Origin of the sequence: Oceanobacter mangrovi (genome assembly GCF_019740315.1) — a bacterium.
GTDB lineage: Bacteria > Pseudomonadota > Gammaproteobacteria > Pseudomonadales > Oceanobacteraceae > Oceanobacter > Oceanobacter mangrovi.
In genome coordinates, this window is the sequence record NZ_JAHXZR010000002.1 from 432,193 (window position 1) to 457,627 (window position 25,435).

General features: G+C 55.8%; 16 protein-coding genes. 9 read left to right on the forward strand and 7 right to left on the reverse strand.

Features of this window, described 5'->3' with window-relative positions; genetic code table 11:
- Position 1: 1 nt before the first annotated feature.
- Genes K6123_RS05915 through K6123_RS05945 form a run of 7 tightly spaced genes read left to right on the forward strand, consistent with a single transcriptional unit; the run spans position 2 to position 16,550 of the window.
- Complete coding sequence (locus K6123_RS05915; protein ID WP_221795122.1) at positions 2–649, forward strand: DUF3540 domain-containing protein; 648 nt, start codon at positions 2–4, stop codon at positions 647–649.
- 33 nt (positions 650–682) lie between these two features.
- Positions 683–1,066, forward strand: coding sequence for a DUF4150 domain-containing protein (locus K6123_RS05920; protein ID WP_246624636.1), 384 nt, complete (start codon positions 683–685; stop codon positions 1,064–1,066).
- A 38-nt stretch (positions 1,067–1,104) separates the two neighbouring features.
- The gene (locus K6123_RS05925) at positions 1,105–2,430 is read left to right on the forward strand and encodes a TAXI family TRAP transporter solute-binding subunit (RefSeq protein WP_221795125.1); all 1,326 of its coding nucleotides are present in this window, start codon (positions 1,105–1,107) and stop codon (positions 2,428–2,430) included.
- A 54-nt stretch (positions 2,431–2,484) separates the two neighbouring features.
- Positions 2,485–3,927 (forward strand): tetratricopeptide repeat protein, encoded by a 1,443-nt coding sequence (locus K6123_RS05930; RefSeq protein ID WP_221795128.1) that lies wholly within the window; start codon positions 2,485–2,487, stop codon positions 3,925–3,927.
- 37 nt (positions 3,928–3,964) lie between these two features.
- Positions 3,965–14,158 (forward strand): beta strand repeat-containing protein, encoded by a 10,194-nt coding sequence (locus K6123_RS05935; protein ID WP_221795129.1) that lies wholly within the window; start codon positions 3,965–3,967, stop codon positions 14,156–14,158.
- Positions 14,159–14,210: 52 nt separating this feature from the next.
- Positions 14,211–15,134: a hypothetical protein gene (locus tag K6123_RS05940; protein ID WP_221795131.1), complete on the forward strand. Its 924-nt coding sequence runs from the start codon at positions 14,211–14,213 to the stop codon at positions 15,132–15,134.
- Between the two features lie 60 nt (positions 15,135–15,194).
- On the forward strand, positions 15,195–16,550 hold the full coding sequence (locus K6123_RS05945; protein WP_221795133.1) for a surface lipoprotein assembly modifier: 1,356 nt from the start codon (positions 15,195–15,197) through the stop codon (positions 16,548–16,550).
- 77 nt (positions 16,551–16,627) lie between these two features.
- Here the strand turns inward: K6123_RS05945 and K6123_RS05950 are convergent, their stop codons facing one another.
- From K6123_RS05950 to K6123_RS05975, 6 genes are all read right to left on the reverse strand, one after another.
- Entirely contained in the window at positions 16,628–17,542 is a 915-nt protein-coding gene (locus K6123_RS05950; RefSeq protein WP_221795135.1) for a DMT family transporter, read from the reverse strand.
- 290 nt (positions 17,543–17,832) lie between these two features.
- Entirely contained in the window at positions 17,833–18,645 is an 813-nt protein-coding gene (gene xthA, locus K6123_RS05955; protein WP_221795136.1) for an exodeoxyribonuclease III, read from the reverse strand.
- A 201-nt stretch (positions 18,646–18,846) separates the two neighbouring features.
- Positions 18,847–19,911, reverse strand: a complete 1,065-nt coding sequence (locus K6123_RS05960) for a hypothetical protein (protein WP_221795137.1) — start codon at positions 19,909–19,911, stop codon at positions 18,847–18,849.
- A gap of 83 nt (positions 19,912–19,994) precedes the next feature.
- Positions 19,995–21,191, reverse strand: a complete 1,197-nt coding sequence (locus K6123_RS05965; RefSeq protein ID WP_221795138.1) for a hypothetical protein — start codon at positions 21,189–21,191, stop codon at positions 19,995–19,997.
- A gap of 417 nt (positions 21,192–21,608) precedes the next feature.
- Complete coding sequence (locus K6123_RS05970) at positions 21,609–22,475, reverse strand: DNA replication terminus site-binding protein (protein WP_221795140.1); 867 nt, start codon at positions 22,473–22,475, stop codon at positions 21,609–21,611.
- Positions 22,472–22,912: a tellurite resistance TerB family protein gene (locus K6123_RS05975; RefSeq protein ID WP_221795142.1), complete on the reverse strand. Its 441-nt coding sequence runs from the start codon at positions 22,910–22,912 to the stop codon at positions 22,472–22,474. The genes K6123_RS05970 and K6123_RS05975 overlap by 4 nt, the downstream gene beginning before the upstream one ends.
- Positions 22,913–23,097: 185 nt before the next feature.
- Between K6123_RS05975 and K6123_RS05980 the strand changes: the two genes are divergently transcribed.
- Together K6123_RS05980 and K6123_RS05985 are read left to right on the forward strand one after the other, a co-directional pair.
- The gene (locus K6123_RS05980) at positions 23,098–23,775 is read left to right on the forward strand and encodes a LysE family translocator (protein WP_221795144.1); all 678 of its coding nucleotides are present in this window, start codon (positions 23,098–23,100) and stop codon (positions 23,773–23,775) included.
- Between the two features lie 41 nt (positions 23,776–23,816).
- Positions 23,817–24,761 (forward strand): DUF4124 domain-containing protein, encoded by a 945-nt coding sequence (locus K6123_RS05985; protein ID WP_221795146.1) that lies wholly within the window; start codon positions 23,817–23,819, stop codon positions 24,759–24,761.
- A 172-nt stretch (positions 24,762–24,933) separates the two neighbouring features.
- On the opposite strand, the gene K6123_RS05990 is transcribed toward K6123_RS05985, so the two are convergent.
- Positions 24,934–25,218: a hypothetical protein gene (locus K6123_RS05990; protein WP_221795148.1), complete on the reverse strand. Its 285-nt coding sequence runs from the start codon at positions 25,216–25,218 to the stop codon at positions 24,934–24,936.
- Positions 25,219–25,435: the final 217 nt, after the last annotated feature.

Below are 25,435 nucleotides of genomic sequence, written 5' to 3' on the forward strand. Positions count from 1 at the left end.
TATGAGTGCAAACATTCACAACCTGCCTGAAAAGGCACTGCCGCTGCAGGAAAGCGGCCATGTTATTGGTCAGGAATCCAGATTTTGGCTGGTACGCACATCGACAGGCGTGCATCGGTCACGCAGGTCGTTCGACTGCCTGATTGCGCCGCAGTTGGCAGACAAGGTGGTGGTTATGCATGTCGATGGTGAGCATTGGGTCACCCACATCCTTGATCGTGAAGATACCGGTGAGGTGTCATTACAGACCGAAGGTAACCTGACGCTCTGCTCCAAAAACGGCTCGGTGCAGATGGTTGGCCTGACCGTTCGTCAGCACGCTCAGCAGTCGCTGGAGCAGTATGGTGCAAAGGTCTCGGTAACCAGCCAGGCGGAAGTTCACACCACTGGCAAACTGGCGCTTGCCAGCCAGGAAACTGTTTTCCAGAGTCTGCAGCTGGACGCCAAGGCCGATCGCGCAGTGTTCAGTGTTGGCACCTTGATGCAAAAGGTAAAAAGCAGCGTTCGTCAGATCCAGGATGCAGAAATTGTGACCGCCGGACAGCTGGTTCATAAAATCCGTAACTGCTTCAAGAGTCATTCCAAAAACACCATCCTCACGTCCGATCAGGACATCAAGGTGGATGCCAAACGAATTCATATGGGGTAACTGAATATGTTTGCCAACACACAGGGTGGTGCCATGAGCATGGCGATGCCGGATGTTTGCAAGTTTCCGACGCCATCGCCAGCAGGGCCGATTCCTACACCAATGCCGTATCCGAATACGGCGCTGTCGACCATGGCGGTTCCGAATCAAACCAAATGGCTGATCTTGGCTATGCCGGTTCATAACCTCGGCACTACAGTGACCATGACCAATGGTGACCAGCCAGGCGTTTTGGGAGGGGTTGTCTCTAATATGATTATGGGCCCCTGCAAACACATGAAAGGCAGCATGAAAGTGTTGGCGGGAGGGATGCCGGTTACTCGGATGACGGATCCTACTGGTCAGAACGGCGCAGCACCAAATGCCATGGGCACAACAATCAAACCTGCCCAAACCAAAGTCATGATCATGTCCTGATGGACCTGGATAAAGAATAAATTTAGGGGAATACATTCATGAACCGTTACAGTCTGCGCCCGTGGCTAAGCTGGGGTTTAATGGCGGCGGCCATCGTTGGCGTGATTTATTTGGGTTATCAGCAAAACAACCAGAGCAGCGTTTTACGTCTGGCGACTGGTGAGCGTGGCAGCTATGCCATGGCTGTGGGTGCAGATCTGAAAAAGCGCATCGAACAGGCTTCGGATTACAAGGTTGAGCTGGTGGTCAGTGGTGACTCGTCGTTTAACCGTGGTCTGGTGCAGAGCGGTCAGGCGGATATGGCAATTGTGGCGCCGGCCAATACCGAAATGGTTAACCTGGCGGTAGTGGCGCCGATTGTGCGTCAGTACTTGCAGGTGCTGGTGAATGCCGACGGCCGCCTCGACAACATTCAGGATCTGCCGGGTCACCGTATTTCATTGGGCTCTCTGGAGTCTGACCAGCGCAAGCAGGCGCTGCGACTGCTGGGCTATTACAGCATTGAAGAACGCTCCCTGCGGGCGACTGAATTGCCATATCAGGAGCTGATGACAGGTCGCGAACTGGACGGGGCCATTGTTTCCGCCAGCCTGCAGGACCCGGTGCTGCGTGAAATGATGGCGACTGGCCGCTTCAAGTTGCTGCCAATTATGGCGGCCGATGCCTTTGCTTCCGTAACTCCGCACACCAAGGCTGACATGCTGCCACTGGGCAGTTACCCAAGTGTTAATGGCCCGATGCCGGTTGACTGGATGCCATCGGTTTACAGCGATTCCGTGCTGGTTACCCGCGCTGATGCGCCATCTGCCATGGTCGATACCGTATTGGCAGTGCTGATGAGCAACAAGACCAAGGCGGACTATCCGCTGCTGACCGAGTGGGCTGATGAAAAAGCGGGTCGCTTCACGGCGCTGGATGCCCATCCGGCAGTGGCCCGTTATTTCGATCCGTATGGTGAATTGAAAACCACCATCTACGCCGGTTTGCTGCAGCTGTGGCAATACAAGTTCTGGATCATCTGTTTGTTGGTGCTGGCACTGACGGCCAACGCCCGCTGGCAGCAATTCCGTCTTAACCGCATTGAGCTGGACAAGCTGCAGCGTCACAAGCGTATTGAAAAGATGCTCGAAGACATCAACGAACTGGAAATCATGCAGGCCGACAGCAAGGACTACCGCGTCCTCAATCGTCGCCTGGCAGATGCGCGCAAGATCAAGCAGGACGGTCTCAAGGTGGCAACCGAACTGGCGATGACCGACAGCCAGATTTTTGTTGCCTTCCTGCAGCAGTGTGACCACGTCATTGGTGACGTGCAGTGGAAGCTGTCGATGGGTATGAACAGCCATACCATGATGGTTTCCTGAGCAAGCCCCATAGTCAGCCGGATAAGGACGAGACCAGTGCGTGTCTGGGAATTTATGAATAACAAACCAATGCAACGCCGTGCAGCCAGTCTGTTGCTGGCGCTGGCCATAGCGGCCGTCAGCGGCTGTTCCATGTTGTCGGGTGACAAAACGGAAAAGCCTGTTGTTGGTAAAAACGATGATCCTGTTGGTTCGCCGCTTAACCAGCAAAACAACCCGGCTTATGTGGACGTGGTACCCAGCTATGAAATGCTGGAGCCGCTCTATGGTCTGGGGTCGCTGGGCGACTTTGATGAAGGCATGGCAGCCTACAAGGAACAGCGTTACAGCCAGGCCTTGATGCAGTGGTATCCGCTCGCCAAGGATCGTGATCACCGCGCCGAATATTACATTGGTTTTATGTTTGTGAATGGCCTTGGGCTGCCACGAGACGCCCACGAAGGCAGCCTGTGGTTGGCGCGCAGTGCCCAGTCTGGTTATGCCGATGCCGAATTTGAACTCGGCCAGCTGTATCTGAACGGCACTGGCGTTGAGCAGAACATGGACCAGGCGATGCGTTGGTTGCTGGCAGCGGCGCGTGCCGGTCAGCCATCCGCCCAGTTTACGGTTGGTTTGCTGTATCAGCAGGACAAGGTGCCCATGTCATCGAACCTGTTGGCGGTTTATCAGGGCGTCAAATCGCAAGAGTTCAATTACAAACAGGCTGCTCGCTGGTATCAGGTGGCGGCGGAGCAAGGCCATGGTGCGGCCCAGAATAACCTCGGCTGGCTGTATCAGAATGGCCTGGGCGTTGCCCAGGACGACTCAGTAGCGTTCCGCTGGTATCAGGCGTCGGCCGATCAGGGTGTTATTGATGCCTGCTTCAATCTCGGGCTGATGTTTGAGCAGGGTAAAGGCACTGAGCTGGATATGGAAAAGGCGCTGTTCTGGCAAACCAAGGCAGCGGACTACGGTTATGTTCCGGCTCGTCAGCGCTTGCCACAGTTGCGTGCCCAAATGGATTTCTATGAGCACTCGCTGGTGTTGTTTGGTACGCCGTTGGCACTGGCCTCCCGTGACATGATGCGGACCATTTTGGCGCAGAACGGCGCGATGCCGATGCGGCAGGCCAATAACTACTGGTACGACGTTTACGAATCCTCCCAGACGCTGGCGGGTACCGATCGGCTGTTCGCCGGTTACAGCCTCAACACCGGCAAGCTCGCCACTCTGGAATATCGTTTTACGGCCTTTAACGATCCCAACAAGGTGCTGGAAATCATCAAGCTGATTTCCGACAAGTACGGCAATCCGATCGAAACCAACGGCAGCATTGGCCAGGGCGACGTGGATTACGGTTGGGAAGTGAAAGACACCCGCATTCGGGTTAAACGTTTCTGGCCGGACACTACCGTGTATCTGAGTTATCAGATCGGCAGCGCCTATTACGCGATGCTGGCTGAAATGCCGCCGAAGAACGACGAGACAAAATACAACCTCAAGGTAGAAACCTACTGAGTGGTCCAGAAGGATGCGCAGTGGACGAAATGGTCAAATGACGATGAACTGGTTTGTCAAAAATATTGCCGCCGCACGGATGGTGGGACTGGCGTTGGTCAGCCTGCTGGCGTTGGCTGGCTGTGGCGGTGGTGGCTCGGGTAGTTCCGGCGGCAGTAGTGGTTACGCGCTGCAGGTAGTCGACTATCAGCACGATTATGAAACCGCAGGCGGGGATTTCCGTCTGTCCGAGTTACTCAGCATGGCAATGGTGGAGACCTCCACCGGCGTACAGGACAACTGCCTGTACTTGTCGAGTGACAAGCAGTCTTACATCTCTGCGCCCTATAGCTGGACGGTTTCCGCCACGGGGATTGTGTCACTGGATACCGACTCGGCCTGTGTGGTTAACGTCACCGCTACTGGCGTCGGCACTGTCACCATTACGGCAACCAATGATTATCAGACTGCCAGCCGCACCCTGACGGTTGACCCGGCGCTGCTGACTTCAATCAGCATCGCCCCAACCGAAGCCTCGGTTTACAAGGGCCTGACCCAGAACTTCAGCGCTACCGGTCATTACAGCGACAGCACTTCGGTTGACCTTACTGACAACGTCAGCTGGGCTGCGTCTGATACCAGCCTGGCCAGCTTCAGCAATTCTACCGCGGGCTTGTTAACTGCCAACAATGTCGGCGACCTGACTGCCAGTGCCAGTTTTGCCAACGACCTCAGCGAAACCGTGAGCACATCGGTGCCAGTGGCAGTAACAGCCGCTGCGGTCACTGCGATTGCCATCGACAGTAGCCTTGCCTTGCCACTGGGACGAGTGCAGGCGCTGACCGCAACGGCCACTTTTACCGACAGCAGCACGGATGATCTGGCCAACGACGTTACCTGGGTGGTGGCGGACACCTCAATCGCCAGCATTGATAGTGACGGCAACCTCACTGCGCAGGCAGAAGGGGAAACCACCCTGTATGCGGTACGCGATAACAACTACGGTACGGCCATCAGTTCCAATGTGATGACGCTGACGGTTGAAAGCAAATTGCTCGACAGCATCACCATCAGTCCGGTCAGCAGCGACATTGACGCTACTAGCCCCATGATCGGCCTGGGCCGCTCCGAAGCCTTTTACGTGATCGGTACCTACTCCAACGGTGATCTGGAAGACTTCTCGGGCTCCAGTTCAGCAACCCTGGCGTCCAGTGATACCAGCGTCGCGACCTTTACTCATTCTGGCAGTACCGCACTGGTAGCGACGCTGGTGGAAGGCACAACCCTGTTGACGGCTTCGGTCGTGAACCGTCGCGATGAAGTAGTGGTTGGCAGCCTCAGCCTGCAGGTTAACAAACCAACCCTGCAGAGCATTGTCATCAGCAGTCCGGCCAGCAGCATTATCAAAGGTGATCAGGAAACGCTGACTGCCACTGGCTATTACGATGACGATACCAGCCGCGATATCAGCTCGGACGCCGATATTGTCTGGAGCAGCTCCAACACCAATCGCCTGGCGTTTAATGAAGGGTCAAGCTCTCCGGTTGTGGATGCTGAAGGCGTTGGTTCTGCCAGCGTAACCGCGTCGATGGAAAACGAACAGGGCACACTGATCACCAGTAATTCGGTGGCGATTACCGTGACGCCTGCCGTAGTTCGCAGCGTGCGGATTGATTCAGCGACCGACGGTGAACTGACTGACAGCCGGGTGGCGATTCCGCAAGGTTTGACCCATACGCTGGTGTTAACCGGTATCTACAGTGATGAGACTGAGCAAACGCTCAGCTCGGTGGATTGGGTGTCTGCTGCCGCCACTTATGCAACGGTATCCAGCGCGGGTGTTGTCACCGCCACCAAAACCTCTGGCGTCCTCGGTGATGTCGTGATTGCAGCGGCGGTAACCGCTGACGGCGATGACTTTAATGCCCAGATTACGGTTGAAGTAACCGACCCGATTCTGACATCACTGACAGTGGCTTTGGGAACCGAACAAAGCGGCTTCTGGAAAGGTCGTCAGCAAGCCTTTGTTGCGACTGGTGATTTCTCCAACGACGAAACACGTGATCTGACGGACAGCGTCAGCTGGACCCTGCGGGATGACGACCTCAACCGGGTAACCCAGCAAAGTGATGCCTATATCCTGCAGCTCGATGAAGAAGGTGAAGTGCAATTCAGCGCAACCTACACCGATGCCGCCAACGATAACGAAACCACCACCGACACCTATACCTTCACGGTGAAACCGGCGCTGCTGGATTCGATTGTGGTTGAAGCCCTGAACCAGTACGGCCTGTCCGTGACCGATGTACCCAGTGGTCGTCAGCAGCAGTTCTATGCCACGGGTATCTACAGCGATAACAGCGAACAGGATCTGACTGAATCGGTAACCTGGGTCAGCAGCATGCCGACCTATTTGAGCATTGTGGCTAACGGCAGTAGTGGTGGCCTGGCCGATGCCCTGCAACCAACCTCCGACAGCGACTCGCTGGTGGTGACTGCCAGCCTGACCAATGCCGATAGTGAATCCATCAGCGGTGAACTGGCTTTCGAAGTGGCTGGTGCGGCTATGGAAAGTATTTATCTGCAACTGCCATCTACCAATGTTTACGGTGGCCTGATTCCGCTGGGTGCCAGTGAACAGCTGCAGGTGATGGGACGTTATTCCGACGGTCAGGATCGTGAAGTGGCCGCCACTCTGGCGCTCTGGAGCAGCAGTGACGAAACCATCGCAACCGTTGGTGCCGCGACCGGTTTGGTGACTGCCCAGACAGGCCAGACCGCTGGCACCAGCTTTACCATTTCCGCTACGGAGCAGAAGTCCGGTGAGGAATTCGAAGCCAGTCTGACACTGCAAAATGCTGCGGCGATTTTTGAAAGCATTCGGATTGAACCGGACACCAGTGAATCCGCCTGGCGACTGGCCGAAGGCGGCCAATATCAGTTCCAGGCTTATGCTGAATATACCGACGGCAGCGAAGAGGAAATCACCACAGATGAAGCTGCAGGAACCACCACCGAGACGGTCTGGAGTCTGGTCGACAGCTCTCAAAGCGATGTCGTGACGGTTGATAACCGCAGTGGTTTTAAAGGACTGGTAACCGGCGTATCGACTGCTGAGGATCAGATCAACACCATTGCAGTGGCGAAAGAAAACAGCCGTGGTAATACCATTGAACAGACAGCTACTGTGGTCGTGGGTGGCCCGATGCTGGCAGCGATTGAAATCAAACCCGCCGAGGTAGACCTGGTCAACGGTGACAGCCAGACGCTGACGGCCAATGGTATTTACACCAACAACACCGAAGTGGATCTGACCGACGAAGTTGAATGGTCGAGCCCGCGTCTGGATGTAGTCCAGTTCAACAGTGTGCAGCCAAATCTGGCGGAAGCGGTGGGCGTGGGTACTTCGTTGATCAGTGCCACTTACCCAGCCCAGGACGGCCAGAGCGCCTTTACCGGCTATCGTCAGATCAATGTTGAAGCCAAAGCCTTGCGCAGTATGACGGTGACCCCAACGACAGCCCGCTACAGCGACGACGCGGAAACCCAGCCGCTGTTTTTGATGGGCATCCCGGATCAACTGACCCTGACCGGCACCTATTCCGACAGCAGCACCGCCGATCTCACCAGTACTGTCAGCTGGAGCAGCGACGACACCAGCGTGGTGACCATCAGCAGTGACGGTCTGTTAACGCCTGTCAGCATTGGCACCGCCACCATTACTGCTTCGCAGGACATAACGGAGCTGGGCGAAAGCAAAACGATTTCGGTGCAGTACAGCGTCGAAATTGGCTCAGCGCTGCTGCAGTCTATTGAGCTGGAACCCCAGTCTCCGGTGGTACCGGTCAGTACCCGCAAGAGCTTCACCGCTTACGGACGTTATTCCGATGGCAGCCGTGCCGACATTACCCAGTTGGTTAGCTGGCAAACCGGCTATCAGGCCGGTGCTGATGAGGCAACCAAAATCGGTGTCATTACCAACGCCGTCAGCGGTGCGGGTGGTGGCGTGTTTACTGCCCAGTTTGCCGGTCAGATTGCAGTAACCGCCTCGCTCGACAACTTCGACGGCGACACCATTTCTGCCTCCACCATGGCGACTACCAAAGCGGTTACCGGGTTGGTGCTGGAACTGGATCAGACCAGTCTTTACAAAGGCCAGTCAGCCACATTGACGGCGCTGGGACAGCTGTCTGATGGCACCACGGCGGAATTTGCTGATGGCATCAGCTGGACGCTGGACACCACATCGACGCTGTCGATTGATACCACCAGTGAATCCAGCGTGCTGACCATCAATGCCATCGCTGCGGGCAACGCCCAGATCACCGCCAGTCGTACCTTGCTTGACAGTACGGTGCTGACGGAAAGCTGGAGCATTACGGTTCAGAGCCCGCTACTGGAATCCATCGTGGTAACGCTGGATGTTGACGAAGTACCCGCTGGCATGACCCGTCAGGCAACCGCAACCGGTCATTATTCTGACGACAGCACTGCTGATATCACCAGCTCGGTTGACTGGAGCAGTTCCAACACCAGCCGTGCAACCATTGCCGCTGACGGTGTTATTACCGGCCTGACGGCGGGCAGCCTGACGGTTGCCGCCAGCCTGGATAACGCTGAAAGTGAAACCATCAGCAGTGCTGCCGTGACCTTCACCGTGCAGGAAAAAACTCTCAAGGCAATTGCAATAGCACCCGATGCTCCCGCTGTGGCGCTGGGTCGCCAGCAGCAGCTGACGGTATCCGGTACCTACAGTGACGACAGCCTGCAGAGCAGCGTGACCTCTGGTATTACCTGGCAGAGTAGTGATACCTCGGTGGCGATTGTTGATGCCAATGGTCTGGTAACCACCAAGGCACTGGGCACGGCAGAGATTGAAGCCCGTATTGTTGGCGCGCTGACCGATGCTTCAGGTGATGTCGATATTTACGACACCATCACTCTGACAGTGTCTGCGGCACAGCTGAATGCCATCAGCATCAGTGATGCACCAGCAACGCTGGCAGACGGCAAAACCGCCCAGTTGTCGGTATTGGGCACCCTGTCTGACGGCTCGTCAGCGGGAACGCTGGCGGCTTCCAGTGTCAGCTGGCTGACCAGTAACAGCAGTGTTGCATCGATTACTGCCCAGGGTTTGCTGACAGCTCGTTCAGAAGGTCAGGCCACCATTCAGATCAGTACCACCCTGGATACTGGCGCAACCGTCACGGATTCAGTGACGCTGGTGGTGACTGCCAAAGAGCTGCAAAGCATTGCTATTACTGCCGACGAAACCAGTCTGGCAGCGGGTACCCAGTTACAGCTGGTCGCCACCGGTACCTATACCGATGCGTCGATCACCAAACCGCTACAGTCCGGTTTTATCTGGCAGTCGTCCGATACCTCAGTAGCAACCGTGTCTGCCAGCGGCAAGGTGACGGCACAGGATGTCAGCACCAGCACCACAGTGACCATAACTGCCGCCGGAACTGCCAGCGGTGTGACGGTAACCTCGCTGACGCTGACCGTTGAGCCAGCGGTGCTGCAACAGCTGGTGATTGCCGGTAATGGTTCCAGTGTGCCAGTCGGGGAAACCCAGACCTTCACGGTGACCGGCTACGACAGTCTCGGCGACCTGATGACGTCGGCGGAAGTCGGCACAGTGCAGTGGAGTACTTCTGATAACACCATCGCGACGATTGACGACAGCACCGGTGTATTGACCGCTGTGAATGCCGGACAGGTGACTGTGCTGGCGTCCCAGCTGGTGGGCTCCACCACCGTATCGGCGGAGATTGATGTGCTGATTGGTGATGCTGAACTCAGCAGTATCGAAATCAGTGCTGAAGATGGCTCTGCGGCGGCTACCGTGGCTGTGGGCATGCAGCACAGCTTCAGTGCGACCGGTGTTTATTCTGATGGTTCTGAAGTGAGCAACCTGGGCACAGGTTTCAGCTGGGCTGTGACCATTCCATCCGGCTCAAGCGCTACGGCTGTGATTGCGGCCGACGGCACTCTGACGGTGACTGGCGGCTCGGTCGGTGACACCCTGGTGGTTACGGCGACGCCGTCGTCCAGCAGTGTGACTGTGACCCAGACGGCGACCGTGACACTGTCGGCGGCGGAACTGGTACGGCTGACCATTAACGAAAACGGCGTTGTCGTGCCGGTTTGCCAGCTGGCAACTGCAAGCTGTCAGAGCAGCGGCCTGACCCGGCAGATGACCGTTACAGGGCTGGATTCCGAAGGCAACAGTGTCAGCAGCCCAAGCGGCGTCAGCTGGAGTGTGTCTGACACCGCAATTGCCACCATCGACAGCAGTTCTGGTGAACTGATTGGTATCAACAGCGGCACAGTAACCGTGACTGCACAAGCCACGATTGACAGTCGTCAGGTGGTTGCAACCGCCACCGTACTGGTGGGGGATGCCGAACTGACCGAGCTGGAAATTCTGTCGGCAGCGAATCAGTCGACCATTACCGTGGGCGAAGGCCGTCAGCACCAGCTGACCGTGACCGGCAGCTATTCCAATTCGGTGGAAGTGGCTGATCTCAGCGACGTCAGCTGGTCGGTGACGCCAACTACAGACGCCACCATTGATGCCAATGGTCTGTTGACTGCATTGGTCGGCAGCAGTGGTTCGACCCTGACCGTTACCGCCAGCCATGCCGATTCCGGCCTCAGCACCACGGCGACGGTGACCGTAACGGACCCTGAAATCGTCTCGTTGACACTGCAGGAAGCCAGTTCAACCTTGCCGATCAATACCACCCAAACCCTCACGCTGGCGATGCTGGACTCCGCCAGCCAGCAGTGTCTGGCAACCAATATTGGTTCCGGTACCGCCTGTTCGTCCGCCAATATCGCCGCCGTGAGCTGGTCCAGCTCAGACGCGACGATTGCAACGGTCAGCCAGAGTGGGGTAGTGACAGCGATTAACTACGGCACCGCTGAAATCTATGCCAGCCTGTTGGCTGGGCCATCGTGGGATCGGCAGTTGCTGACGGCGTCTGCCACTGTGGTGGTTGACGGCAAGGCATTGGTGTCGATTGCGATCAGTCCAGCCAGCGACAGTCTGGCGGCTGGTAATCAGCTGCAAATGAGCGCCACCGGCACCTACAGCGATGGCTCTGTCAGCACCGGCATGAGCAGTGGTTTTGTCTGGCAGTCTGCCGACAGCGCCACCGCCTATATTTCACCAACAGGTCTGGTTACGGCCAGCAGTGTGGCGACGGATACCGATGTGGATATTACGGTCGTGCCGGACGACAGTACTGTGACGGTTACCGATGCCACCCTGACCATTCAGCCAGCCGTGTTGCGTCAGCTGTTTGTGTCAGCCAATGGCGCAACCGTGGCGATTGGTGCCAGCCGCACCTTTACGGTGACGGGCCTGGATACCCTCGGCAATGCCATGACCGCCGCCGAAGTGGGCACGGTTGCGTGGAGCGTTTCGGATACCACACTGGCGTCTATCGACAGCAGCACAGGCGTGTTGAGCGGCATTGCGACCGGTCAGGTCACTGTGATGGCTTCTCAGCTGGTGGATGGCGTGTTGGTTTATGGTGAGTCTGAAGTACTGATTGGCAGCGCCGAACTGACCGCCATTGAAGTACTGTCGGAAAGTAATACGGCAACCGCGACCGTCGCACTCGGCCTGCAGCATCAGTTCAGCGCCAAAGGCACTTATTCTGACGGCACTACCATCAGTGATCTGACCACCGGCTTCAGCTGGGGCATTACCAATGCCAGCGGCGCTGCTGCTGGTGTGGTGGACGCCAATGGTTTGTTGACGGTCACTGCCGGGGCCTTGTCTGACACCCTTGATGTGACTGTCACGCCGTCATCAACCAGTGTGTCGGTAACGGCTGCAACGGTGACCGTCGCCGCCGCAGAACTGGTCAGCATGACCATTGAGCAGCAAGGTTCCGTTGTGGCTGTGTGCCTGCAGGGCTTGAGCAGCTGCAGCACCGCCGGCGAGACGCTGAATATGTCAGTGAAAGGCACCAATTCCGACGGCACCAGTGTGGCCAGTGGCAGCATCACCGGCGTCAGCTGGAGCGTGTCTGATACCTCGATCGCCACCATCGACAGTGCTACCGGTGAGCTGGTGGGTATAGCCACGGGTTCAGTAACAGTAACTGCGGAAACCACCGTCTCCGGTCGCCAGATTTCAGCCAGCGCCACGGTGCTGGTGGGGTCGGCGACACTGACCAGCATTGAAATCCAGTCCGGTTATGGCCAGTCCAGCATCGAAGTGGGGCTGGGTATGCAGCATCCACTGGAAGTATTGGGTACCTACTCCAATGGTGTTGAACTGGATAACCTGACCGGCATCAGCTGGGAAATAACCAGCGCATCGCCACAGGCCTATATCAGCTCTGATGGTCTGCTGTCGGTATACGGCGGTACCAGTGGCGATACGCTGGATATTCAGGCCACTCACACAGCATCCGGCAAGGTCGCGACCGCAACCGTGACGCTCACCGACGAAGAAATGGTGGCCATCAATTTGACCGAAGCGGTCACCAGTTTGCCGGTAAGTACTACCACCACGCTGACGCTGGTGATGCAGGATTCGCTCTCACAGCAGTGTTTTGCGACCAACGCTGGCACGGGCACAGCCTGTACTACGGCCCAGATGAGTGGTCTCAGCTGGAGCGTTTCCGATACCACCATTGCCACCATCGACAGTGATGGCCTGATTACCGGTGTTAACGAAGGTACGGTGGACGTGACAGCCCAGATTCTGGTTGGCCCAAGCTGGAATCGTCGCCTGTTGACCAGTTCTGCCAGCGTCATCGTTGGCAGTGCCAGTCTGCAGTCGATCGCGCTGTCGTCACTGACGTCACTGCCAGCAGGCACCCAGCAGCAAATGACGGTTACCGGCACCTACAGCAATGGCGTTACCCAGACCTTGTCGAACAGCGACCTCGATTGGGACGTTACCTTGCCAACTGGTGCGGCGGTGGAAGTGACACCGACGGGGCTGTTGCAAGCCAATCAACAGCCAACCACGACCACGGATACGGTGACGCTGACCGCCACCTGGCGAGCAGACAGCAGCATTACAGCGACGGTTGATTTCACGATCGATGCAGAAATTCTGGCGCAGATGTCGATTGACGAAGCGGGCGACCAGGTGGGCGTTGGCAGTACCCTGCAACTCAACCTGTCCGGTAAGGACAGTCTGGGTAACGCGGCAACGGTAGCGATGCTGACCGGTGCCAGCTGGAGCAGCTCCAACAGCCTGATTGCCACAGTGGATTCCTCGACTGGTTTGCTGACTGGTATAGCCGAAGGCACGGTCACCATCTATGCAGTGCAGGACCTCGGTGGCAGTCTCGGTTCCGTCAGCACCAGCGCAGTGATGGTGGTTGGTGAAGCGGATGTCACCGCGATCAGCATCGACAGCATCAGTCAGACCGCTATTGCCGAAGGCCGTCAGTTGCAGCTGGCAGCTACCGCAACCTATAGCAACGGTGTGCAGGCTTCGATCAACAACGGCTTGAGCTGGGCAATCAGCGACGATACTGGCGGTGAAGTCGTGGCCAGTATTGACAGTAACGGCTTGCTGACGCTGGGGGCCGAGTCCTGTACCACCGCCACCTGTCAGGTTTCTGTAACGGTGACCCACAGTGATTCCGGGCAGGTTTCGACAGCCCTGACACTGGATGTTGAAGCAGCGGAACTGGCAACACTGGAAATCCAGCAGCATGGCGCCGTGGTGGCGGTAGGCGCAACCGAAACCCTTACCGCGCTGGGTGTTGATACCCTGGGTAATTCCGGTGCCGATACCTCCAGTGTGGTGTGGTCGGTGTCTGACAGCCGTATTGCTACGATTGACCAAACCGGTCTGCTGACCGGCGTTGCTACTGGCACGGTCACTGTGACCATCAGCCAGGTGGTTGGTACCAGCACCAAACCTCGTACCGTCGTTGGTAGTGCCAGCCTGGTGATTGGTGCGGCGACGGTTACAGATTGGGTAGTGACTACCAGCACTGGCGGCGCCTCTGTTTATCTCGACGTTGGTGATGAACTCGACTTCAAGGTGCAGGCCAACTACAGCGATGGCCAGAGCATTGGTGATGTGAAAGCGGATTCCGGCAATAACTACAACTGGAGTTCCAATGTGGTGTCCGGTTCACCGACTGTGATCATCGATTCGGAAGGTCTGGTGACAGTGACCGGCGGCAGCAGTGGCGATCAGATAGAAATCACTGTGATACCAACCACGGGCACCGCAACAGCAGCGGTTATCATCATCAATTGATAGGGAAAGGGCGCTGGCCAGCTTCCGGCCAGCGCTAATCTGAGGCAGTAACATGAAAAAAATAACCACTGCGGCACTGATGTTGACGCTCGCCAGTGCCCTGTCTGGAGCGCTGGTCAGCCCCGCGTTGGCAGATAATCCTGATCTGGATTTACAGGTCTCGTTTGACATGGTGCTGACTGCCATGCCGGATGTGGCAGACCAGTATGTGCAGCTGCAGCGGGATGTTGAACAGCTGCAGACCCTGCAAAAAGAAGCCATGCGGAATCAGCGGTTTGCCATGATGCGTTATGGCCAGTACGACGAAAAATCGCAGAACGATTACAACCTCAATGATTCGTTCCGGCTGTTTCGCCAGCTGGATCAGAAGGAAGTGCAGCAAAGCATTCGTGCCAGCAGCCGTGACCTCAACCGGGTGCAACGTAAACTGGATGAACGGCTGGCAGAACTGGCTGAACTGAAGCAGCAGGTCAAGCTGGCTTATATTCGTCAGAACATGCTGTCGGAAGACCAGCTTAAACAGCGCATGCTGGACGGTGAACCGGTTTCACTGTTACCAAGCCAACACACCATGGTGCTGAACTTCCTCAAGCAGCTGGCCGACAAGCCGGAGCAACTGGCCAAAGCACTGGAAAACCCGGGGGTCAGTGAAATCTTGCCAGACAACATCAAGGAACAGCTGCAGGTGTTCCGGGATTCCGGCGTGCCGTTACAGCAGGCGCTGGCCCGTCCGCGGATTATGGAAGTGGTGATCAACAACCTCACGGTGCCGATGGTTGCCAGCCGTGCTGACCAGGCCGATCAACAGGTGATCAGTGTCTATCGATCGGAAACCGCCTTTGCGGATCTGGACCCGGCGCTGGCGCCGATGACGCTGGGCAGTTTTATCGACGCCCAGGTATTTGAGATCAACGATCTGGTTGAGCTCTACGATCTTCCCGTGCCATCGCGGGATGTTATTGAAGCCACCCAATAATCGTTGCCGGGTCATCACATGAAAGTACAAACATCAGTTTCCTCCCGGTTGCGTCCGTTGTTGACGAAGGTTTCTGCGCTGACAGTAGCCGTCGCCGCAACCACGATTTCAATCACTGCCAGTGCCGATGCGCCCGACTGGCAGCAGTTTTCGGTCAGTCAGTTGAATGACCGTATTATGGCGGCCACCAAGGCAATCAATGCCCGCGAATACGCCGAAGCCTGCAGTGAACTGCGGATTCTGCCGCAGGACGTTGATAGCCGTCAGCCGCAACTGACCTACAACATCTGGTTCCTGCTGGGGCAGTGTCATGCCGGGCTGGGGCTGTTTGAAGAAGCGCGCGATTATTTTATCAAGGTCGTTGACGCGGACCCGACTGCTGCGCGGCCACGGCTCGATCTGGCGATGGTGCAGCAGTATCTGGGCGACTATGACGCAGCCAATGACCAATACGACTACCTGCTGGATGTTGCTGAGCTGGATGAGCCGGTGCATGACAAGGTCGAGGAGATTTACGATCAACGCCCGGATGCACTGAAATATTACTTCGAAGCCGGTTTTGGCATCATCAACGACAGTAACGTCAACTATGGCCCGGACGCCGAAGTACTGACCATCTATGGCACCGATCTGGCGCTGAACAGCCAGTCGCGACCGATCTCAAGTTCAGGCAGCAAGCTGGATCTGAATCTGTCTGCCGAGAAGTTGCTGAGTCGTTATGCGCGGGTGTCGGCCGGACTTTCCATTGAGCAGATCAGCTATTCCGAAGACAGCGGTTTTGACAGTCGTATGGTCGACTTGCACGCCGCCTATCGGCACAAGCTGTGGTCGGGCGAATACATGATTCAGCCACGTTATGTGGATGTGTCGCTGGGGTCAGAATCGTTGTTTAACGTCATGGCGCTGGAAGGGGCTTATGCCTGGCTGCAAACCAACAACCTGCGTTTAACCGGCACGGGCAGTTACAAGAACTATTCCTACAGCATCGACAGCGATCGCAACACCAGTGAGATGGGGCTGCAGTTTCTGACCAACTACCGGATGAATAGCAAGCTGTTGCTCAATAGCCGTCTGGGTTACAGCCAGGGCAGTGCGGCAGTCGATGCCTACAGTTACAGCGATATGCTGCTGGCGTTAGGGTTTGATTATGCGCTGATGCCGAATCTGTTGCTGACGGTGAATTTCGAGACCAGTCAGACGGCGTATTCCGGCACGCTGGAAGCGTTCGATACTACCCGTAGTGATACCCGAACCCGTTTCAGCAGCGAGCTGAGCTATAACCTGCAGGGATTGGGCAGTTGGGGCAAGCGCTTCACGGTTGACCTGGGCATGCGTAACTACACCAACTCATCCAATGTGGCGCTGTATGAAAACAGTCGTAACCAGACCTGGGTGACGTTGCGAGCGACTTTGTAACGAAGGCATCGCCCGTGAGAGAGCCAGTTGCGGGCTACGTGCCCGCATCAAGGATTTTGGAGTACACCCGCAGCAAATTATTCCAGCGGCAACACTGCTGGACGTTTGGCCAGCGCTTTGCCGGACAAATACCAGAACACCGCCAGCAAGACCACCGAGCCGCCCACCAGGGTGGCGATATCAACGTGTTCATCGTAAAACCACCATACCCAGACTGGTGCCAGCACCACGTCGAGCATTGAAATCAGTGCCGCTTCAGCGGATCCGATGCGGCGACTGCCAGCTAGTACCAGTACGTAGGCCAGGCCGGTACTGAACGCGCCGTACAACATGGCCCCGAGCAATCCTTGCGCTGACGGGATGGAAAACTCGACGAAGGGCAAGGCAAACAGAATCGAGAACAAGCCGCCCATCAATACACAAAACGGAGTGTTCAAATTCTGATAACGTCGGGCGATCACAAGCTGTGAAGCAAAAGTCGCTGTCATTACCAGCGCTGCCAGATAACCCCACAAATCACTGCCGCTGAAGCCACCACCGACGGCAATAATGACTCCGGCCATGGCTGCCAGACCACAAATTATAAACAGCCGGCTAACTCTTTCCCGCAGCCACAGAAAGGCAAACAAACCGGCCAGAAACGGCAAGGTCGCATAAATGGTCATTACGTTGGCAACGCTGGTCCAGCTCAGTGAGGCAACATAAAAAATCGAGGCAACCGCAATCGCCGTTGATGACAGCAATTCCGGCTTGCCAAACCTGAGCCGGGGGTTTCCGCCAGTGCCTGCTGAACTGCGCTGCTTGCGACGCTGTAACCACCATGCCAGCACCAGGTAGGCGGCCATGGTGGCGACGGTGAAAATCGAACGCCAGACCACAAATAGCCATACCTCCATGCCATCTGCGACGCGCACGAACAGGCCTGCGGTACTCCATAAAATGGTTGATATAACGACCAGCAACAGGCCGGTTTGATAGGGCGTCAGGTTCATGGTGCCACTCTTTTGGATAATGAGCGGAATCTAACGCTGACAACGAGTTTGGATGCCCGGAAATACGACAACCTGTGGCCTTTTTACGACCTGGATTTATGAATTATTTTGCTGGTCTGGAGTAGTAAATTGGATCGTCTGTAAGGCCCGCTTTAATGGCGGATAAAACGGCGATCAACCGCTGCCTTCAGCAAAAAAACGGCGGTGGGGTTAAGGCACAAGGAGGGCTACAAGGGGAAGGGCAAAACCATTACCGGGCAGAGCTCACCCGATAATGGCTGCGCATCAGATCAGTCGAATTTCGACCAGATCGGCGCGTGATCAGAGGGTTTTTCCAGGCCGCGAATATCGTAGCTGACGCCTGCTGCCGAACACTCGTCCAGTAAGGGTTGGGTAACCAGAATGTGGTCAATGCGCAGACCACGTTTGGGATCGTCTTCAAAGCCCTTGGAGCGGTAATCGAACCAGCTGTAGAAATCCGTGCTGTCCGGGTACAGCTTGCGATAGCTGTCGAACAGCCCCCAGCCGAGCAGCTTGTCGTACCACTCGCGTTCTTCCGGCAGGAACGAACACTTGCCCTGTTTCAGCCAACGCTTGCGGTTGGGCTCACCAATACCGATGTCGATGTCGGCCGGCGAAATGTTCATATCACCCATCACCAGTACTCGGTCGGTAGGTGCAAAGTTCTCTGCCAGATAACGCATCAGGTCGGCGTAGAACTTTTCCTTGGCCGGAAACTTGGTTTCGTGATCGCGGCTTTCGCCCTGGGGGAAATAGCCATTCAGTACGTCGATGGTTTTGCCATCGATTTCGTAACGGGCGTGAATCAGTCGCTTCTGGGATTCTTCATCGTCCCACGGCCAGCCTTTCTGGACGAATACTGGCTTGCTCTTGCTGACCAACGCAACGCCGTAGTGACTTTTCTGGCCAAAATGTTCGACGTGCCAGCCGAGCGATTCAACATCGGCAAGCGGGAACTGCTCGTCGTGAACCTTGATTTCCTGCAAGCCCATAATGTCCGGGTCGAGCTGTTCGCGGATGGCTTCCAGCTGGTGCTGGCGGGCGCGAATGCCGTTGATGTTAAAGCTGACGATGGTGGTCATGGCGCGATTCCAATCAGTCTGAATTCAAAGCGCCGCAGTGTAACACCCTTACATAAACATCGCAGGCTGGCACACGCCGCTTGCCGTCGTAATGCCGTTCACTTAACCGGCTTGGTCTGGAGCGGAGTGCAGGCGTCCCGCCTGCATACCAGCTGTGATGCGGGCGGGACGCCCGCGCTCCCGCTTTCCATGAATGATGCGTCAGTTCACCGCGTTAAACAGGGTTTCTGACATGCTGTAATCAGCGGAGTTGGCCACTGTGTTGTAGGTGCTTTTCCACAACCACCAACCAGAAGTTGTGGTCTGGGTTTGCAGGCTGACGTTAACGCCATCCCCGACGCTGACACTGGCGTTCACATAGCTGAGGGTGTTGCCGGTCTGGTCGCCGATAGTGCCGCCGTGGTGCGTATCGTCACCCATCAATACCGGGTAATAGTTATATCGCAGCGACGCAGGTGCGGAAACGCTGGTGGCTTCGCCGTCCAGCGCCCGATAGCTGACGCAGGAGTCGTAACTGGCTTGCGACGGTGATCCGCAGGACGAGTGCATTGACACTACGCCATCATCGGTACCGGGAATGTAGAGGTCGGTGGTGCCCAGATATTCACTGCCGCCGCCAACAAAACGCAGACGTGGCTCAGCCGATGGTGCGGTGGCCAGATTACGGGCATTGGCCGGGCGCAAATCATGCAGAACCCCAAGCTCAGCTCCGCTGGGATCAAACCCCAGCCACAGCGTTAACATACCGCGTACGGCACTGCTGACCAGACCGCTGCCATCAATGGCATCAACCGCCAGATCCGCCAGCTCAGAGCCACCGCCGGCACCGGCAAAGTCGAACACGGCGAGAATATTCAGCGGCTGATAACCGGCGGCTGCGGTCCAGATGTCCTGATTTTCCAGCATATAGCGAGTCACCAGATCACCGGTTGAATGCGTCACGATGACACAACCGTCATTACAGAAGCCGCTACTGGCCCAATCAATCACCTTGTTGTAGGCGCGTTCGGCAATGCCGTCTTCAATCCGTTCCTTGGAGCTCCAGTCGAGCCGGTCATCTCCGTATTGGCCCCAGAAATCGGTCCAGTATTCATCAGCATCGCTGCTGACCCTGGCTTCTGAGACCGAGTCCGACATGATTTGGTAAGGGCTGAAGCCGTGTACCAGAATCAGGTTTTTACCCGCCAGCTGCGCTTGTGTTGGCAAGCTGGCCAGTGCCAGCGCGCCAACACACAAGGCGGGTGTGAGTTGCTTCAGGTAGTTCATCGTGGTGCTCCCTCTAATAATGTGGGGATTTTGGGGGGTAGTGCACTCTCAGGTGCGGGTGCAGGAAGTTTTCGGAAGGTGATCTAGCTGGCCGGGGCCTTGCCGCTGAGGGCTTGCAGAAATTCCAGTCGCGCCTGAGCCTGCTGATTCTGGTAAGGCTCGTTGCTGAAATCCTCTGGATTGACGGTTGGCAGGGCATAGTCTGGTTGCTGGCTGTCGCCCCACAGCGTCGGGCTACCGGGGCGAGCAGGGACGTTACGCAGCTGGAAACTGCCTAACCACAAACCTTGTGCTTGTGATAGCTGGTGCAACAATGATCCCCACGCCCGCAGGTCTATGGTGCCGGTGGACGTTTTTAGCTGCTGTTTGCCTTGCAGGTAACCAATCGGGCGTTTGTCAGCGTCGTACAGCACAGCGCCAAGTTTGTAATAGCCCTTCTGAGCCTGTTCAAGTTGCACCGGGATCACCAGTTCGTTGCCGTCCTGCCATGGGCGGCCAACACCTGTGATCACCGCGGCCAGCTCGATCAGCCGAAACGGTGTGCTTTGGATAAAGTGCTGACCATCGGAGAGCGTGATTTCAGCCGTCAGGTTCAGTTCACTGGGCCAGCTGCGCTGGCCTTCAAACTGGCTGCGCCAGCTTTGTGTTGAACTGGTGGCGGCTTCCCGGTTGATTGCGGGGGCGGGTTGTTGGCTGTCAGAAGTGATCTGCCCGAGCGCCGAAAACAGGCCGTTATCACCACTGCGGCGGGTTTTGAGGGTTTGCAGAATACGGTTGTCGCTGTCGCGCACCGACATTCTCACCGAACCAATGGCGGCTAAAACCCCTGAGTCACCCGAGATGCTGGTGAGCGATTCAATCGGTTGGTCGAAGGTGTGGCGGTAAGCCGATACTTCAACGCTGATCTTCAGCGGCAGTCCTGCTGGAGTCAGGTCGCGACGGTTGCTGCTGGCGGCGTTGGGATACAGCAGGTCGGTCTGGAATTGATCCAGCGGTACGGAATAGTCTGGATACTGGCTGACCTGCTGATAACCGCTTGCGATCAACGCGACGCTGGTTTTCAGGGCGGTTACAGCATCGACAGCGGTAGCCGGGTTGGCAGCTGGTGCAGCCGGGGCTGTGGGTGGTGATGATGCCTGCCAGCTTGACTGCTTGGTATTGCCTACCGTTGCACTGGATTCATTAATCATCTGAATGGGATCAAACCACCAGTGCCCGACACTTATGGCAGCAACGGCCGTCGCCAGTACCGTCAGCGTTTTGTACATCGTCTTTTTCATTATTGTTATTTGACCTCTGGCTGCCGGTTGCTGTTAGCAGACGACATCCTGATAGGGTTTTATGAACGATATAAGACGCATCGTGGACGCTTCTGAGACAGCTGACAAATATGAGGAATAAGCCACTATCTGTGGATGTGCAGACGGTTTACATCATGCTTCAGAGGGATTTTTATTGCCGTTTTGGCAATAAATGCTGGGTGCCCAAGCGAACTGTGGCGAATATTTCAAACCGCTTGATGTTCCGGTAAAAGAGGCAGGCTGGCGCTTCGCTGTTTGGTAACAATATGTGAGCGACGGCCACACGCAGATGGCGTGGATTGGCTCTTAAAAGACACTCGATGGGCCAGTTGATGGCGCTATTGAGGTTCCGAAAGTATGAGCAGTAAGCTTGAGTACTGCTCATGGGGTACCGGATCAGTCGTACAGAAAGGCTCTGATGGTCGGCAAATAAGGCTCATCGCTGATGCGGTTGTCGCCACGAGCCTGGCGAGTGCGGCCAGCTGGTGGCTCAGGCGCAATGGTGTTGTGCTGTGGTAGTGGCCCGTGAGCGTTGTCGGTGGGAATAAACAAGGGCAACGACAGGTTCATCGACTTACGTTGTACCGGCGTTTGCTGCTGGCTATCGCCAAATACCAGATTGGCTCGCACCACCGGTGCCAGGGTCTGGATTTGGGCCAATTGAGTGCCGCTGCTGAGCTGGCCAAGTTTGGCAAGCTGGATCTGGATATGCTCCTTGTGTTCACCGAACTCCAGCAGTTTGTCCTGCGCCTGCTGTAACGACAGCTTTTTGATGCTGCGGCCATTCACATACCAGCTGAAACCCACCTTGTTGGGAGCTTGCTCCAACAGCGGAATGTGGCGGAAGCACTGCTTCAGGTGAATGCGGGTCAGACCGGCTACTGCCAGCTTTTCACGCAGTGGCGCTGGCTGTTCACAGAGGAACTCGTAACCGGCTGGCCAGCTTTCCTTGTCCTGCTTTTGCTCATTAACGATGGCACGGAAGTCGTCCTTGGCCTGGTTGATTTGCTGAATCAGCTCGACGCTGGTCTGGTCGGCCAGGATCAGACCGTGGCGGGAGCGGGTTTCACGGCCATCCTGCTGATCGCGATACCAGAGGTCGCTGAGCAGGTCGGTTGCGTATTGCAGGCTGTTGTAACCCAGCTGTTGCTCGGTCTGTTGCAGTGGCAACCAGTGGCTGGGTTGGCTGCGGTGTAAATGTTCGTTGAGTTCGGCCAGCAAGTGTTGCAGCTGCTGGAAGCGACTGACCAGTTCTGTTATCACGCGGGGCGAGCCTGTTGTTTGGCACGAATAAATTCGCTGTGCGGAATGTAGAGCAGCTCGGAAACCCGGCGGATGATGTGTTCTTCGTACTTGTCCAGACCATCGCTGGCGTAGGCAACCCGCCACATGCCGCACATCAGCTTGAATTTCTGCTGTTCGGAAAAATGGGCGTGCACGACTTCGGTAAACTGGTAGAGATCGACCGATTCTGCACTGGCATTTTCGGCCTGGGCCATTAATTCCAGCACGTCGTCTTCGCTCAATTCAAACAATTCATTGATGGATTGCTTGAGGGCCTTGCGCTCGGCATTGTCGATGTAGTGATCGGCTCGCATGACCTCCACCATCAGTGCGGCGGCAGCCAGATCAAGGGTATATTTGTCGGCTTGCCGTTGGCTGTTACCGTCGGCAAAAAAGCTCAGTAGTTTTTGTATCATGGCGGGATTCTCTGTGCTCATTTGCTGTTTTGAAGCGGGATTGCTGCACTGGTTCAGTTTCTCTGGCGCTGTTTCTATCAGGCGTCCATTCCGGTGTCAAAAGCGGGTCTGTCAAAAGACGCGAGCGTGGAACTGAAATGCCGGGTCGCACGGCGTTATATTTGGGACGAATAGGGGAACATTGGTTGTTATTGGAAAACCTGCTGGCCTTTTTCCTGGCAGCGGTGCTGTTGGCATTGGCTCCAGGACCTGATCTGATTTATGTCGTGACCCAGTCTGCTTTGCGTGGCTGGCGTACCGGCGTGACAATTGCGCTGGGGCTTTGCTCTGGTCTTATTGGACACGCCGCTCTGGTTGCACTTGGTGTGGCATCTGTGTTGATGGCTTCACCGTTGGCGATGACCGTTTTGAAAGCCCTTGGAGCCTTGTATTTACTGAGGCTTGGCTGGCAGGCGCTGTTGGCGGTCTGGCGGGGTGACTTGGTTGATCTAACGGTCGCTGCACAAGGCCCGGATTCAGGGGCTGGCGCTGGTGTGCCGCTGGCTGGCTGGTCGTTGTACCGTCGCGGAGTGGTAATGAATCTGTCCAATCCCAAGGTGTTTGTGTTTTTTCTGGCATTTCTGCCGCAATTTATCGAACCTTCAGCCACTGGTTGGTGGGACTCACAAACGCTGCAGATAGTGGTTCTGTCGGGGCTGTTTATGTTGGCTGCCTTGTTGGTGTTCAGCGCTATGGCGCTGCTGTCAGATCGCCTGGGCAGTCGATTGTTGCAGCAACCGCTGGCACAGCAATTGGTTAACACCTTTGCCGGACTGGTATTTATCGGATTGGCTCTTAAACTGGCCACCACGGAATTTGTCTGAATGCGGATTAATAAACCAATATTCATATGGACGTTTGAGGAATGATGAAAGGATTCAGATTTCCATCGCTGGTATTGCTGTTGGTGGCACTGGCAGGTGCCTGCCAGGCTGAGATCTATCGTTGGGTGGATGCTCAGGGGCAAACACATTTTGGCGATCGGCCAACCTCTACCGACAAGGCTGAAAAGCTCACCATCGAATCCCACAATGGCTGGCAGCAGCTTGATATCAAGGTCGAATTTAACGGTTTTGCGGAAGCCACTCCGGCCGAGTTGGCGCAAATGCGCGAAACCATCCAGCAGGATGTCAATCACGTCTATCAGTTCTACGACAAGGTGCTCTATTTCGATTTTTACCAGACGGTGCCGGTGTCGATTCGTTTTATTGAAAAGCAGGCGGATTACATCAAATATCTGCGTGGTTTTCCGGGAGCGCTGGCCGTGGAATCGCGCGGTATTTATCTCTCCAGTCAGCATGAAATTGTGGTCTTCCTGCGAGATAGCCTGGAGCTGACTTTTGCGACGATCCGGCATGAAACCAGCCATGCGGTACTACACTCGCTGGCTGAACTGGTGCCGCGCTGGCTCAATGAAGGGGTGGCCGAACAGATGGAAACCCTGTCCGTGGAAAACGGTCAATTTGTCATTGGCCGTAACGCCGAAAACTATAGCTTGTTGTTGCGGTATCAATCGAAAGCGACCGACGTGCTGGAGTTTGTTGAGCAAAACAGCGAGCAGTGGGGCAAAAGCCTGATGGATGGCCCAAATCAGGCGATGGCGGGACAGTTGGTGTTCCGGCTGTTTTCAACCAGCTATGGCCGCAGTCTGATTACCCGGCTCTTGCAAGCGTATAAGCGCGGCGTTAACAAGCGTTCATACTACTTGCTGGACGAGCTTTATATTGGCGGCAAGTCCGCATTCAAGTTGCACTGGAACCAATGGCTGGCCAATAAGATGGAGCAGCCGCGGGTGGTGCGGTTGGATTAATCGGACGTATCGGCATGGGCTTGTAAGTAAAGTCGGTGGGGTGGCTGACACAGAATTTCGAATACCCTCAACCCCATTGATTGCAGGTTAAGCCCGGGCGGTTGGTGTTGATGGTCGAGAAGGGGGTAAACGGAAAAGCCCCGCTGACGGAGATTTTTCGCCTTCAACGTAGTTAGGCTGACGTGTTGTGTAATAAGTCCTCAATAACTGAGATAGCCGGTTTCACGCTGGGGTGTGATTGAACCCAAACATCACCAAGGTACTGGCGAACAGTCATAGGGCCCAGCACCTCTCTAGCTTTTTCCAGTGTGCCCGCTTGAAGGAGATCATGCACAGCATCCATTACATCCTCTGAAAACTCCGCATTTGGCTCGCTTAACTCTTCGCCCCACTCTTTCTGGATCGCAGATATTAGTTTTCCAGCCGCTTTCTGAAAATCGGTTTTCTTTTTAGGCATCTTTGTTTTATCTACCTCTATACATGAATGTCATCACTTTACCCATCAAAGCAAGAAGCCGGAATAAAACAAAGCGTCAGAAGTCATAAAGCCCAGCGAGTAGCTGGGCTTTTTATTAAAAGTTAGTTTTTTCGCCGTACTCCTAAAACCAATAAGATAATACTGGCTACTGAGGTAATTAAAAATCCAATCCCAGCCAATAATGGTTGCTGACAAC

Excerpts from the sequence above, each read along its gene's own strand:
- K6123_RS05960 (WP_221795137.1), bottom strand. The coding sequence starts at position 19,911 with ATGAACTACCTGAAGCAACTCACACCCGCCTTGTGTGTTGGCGCGCTG.
- xthA (WP_221795136.1), bottom strand. The coding sequence starts at position 18,645 with ATGACCACCATCGTCAGCTTTAACATCAACGGCATTCGCGCCCGCCAG.
- K6123_RS05930 (WP_221795128.1), top strand. The coding sequence starts at position 2,485 with ATGAATAACAAACCAATGCAACGCCGTGCAGCCAGTCTGTTGCTGGCG.
- K6123_RS05935 (WP_221795129.1), top strand. The coding sequence starts at position 3,965 with ATGACGATGAACTGGTTTGTCAAAAATATTGCCGCCGCACGGATGGTG.
- K6123_RS05925 (WP_221795125.1), top strand. The coding sequence starts at position 1,105 with ATGAACCGTTACAGTCTGCGCCCGTGGCTAAGCTGGGGTTTAATGGCG.
- K6123_RS05975 (WP_221795142.1), bottom strand. The coding sequence starts at position 22,912 with ATGATACAAAAACTACTGAGCTTTTTTGCCGACGGTAACAGCCAACGG.
- K6123_RS05915 (WP_221795122.1), top strand. The coding sequence starts at position 2 with ATGAGTGCAAACATTCACAACCTGCCTGAAAAGGCACTGCCGCTGCAG.
- K6123_RS05940 (WP_221795131.1), top strand. The coding sequence starts at position 14,211 with ATGAAAAAAATAACCACTGCGGCACTGATGTTGACGCTCGCCAGTGCC.
- K6123_RS05920 (WP_246624636.1), top strand. The coding sequence starts at position 683 with ATGAGCATGGCGATGCCGGATGTTTGCAAGTTTCCGACGCCATCGCCA.
- K6123_RS05985 (WP_221795146.1), top strand. The coding sequence starts at position 23,817 with ATGATGAAAGGATTCAGATTTCCATCGCTGGTATTGCTGTTGGTGGCA.
- K6123_RS05950 (WP_221795135.1), bottom strand. The coding sequence starts at position 17,542 with ATGAACCTGACGCCCTATCAAACCGGCCTGTTGCTGGTCGTTATATCA.
- K6123_RS05965 (WP_221795138.1), bottom strand. The coding sequence starts at position 21,191 with ATGAAAAAGACGATGTACAAAACGCTGACGGTACTGGCGACGGCCGTT.
- K6123_RS05990 (WP_221795148.1), bottom strand. The coding sequence starts at position 25,218 with ATGCCTAAAAAGAAAACCGATTTTCAGAAAGCGGCTGGAAAACTAATA.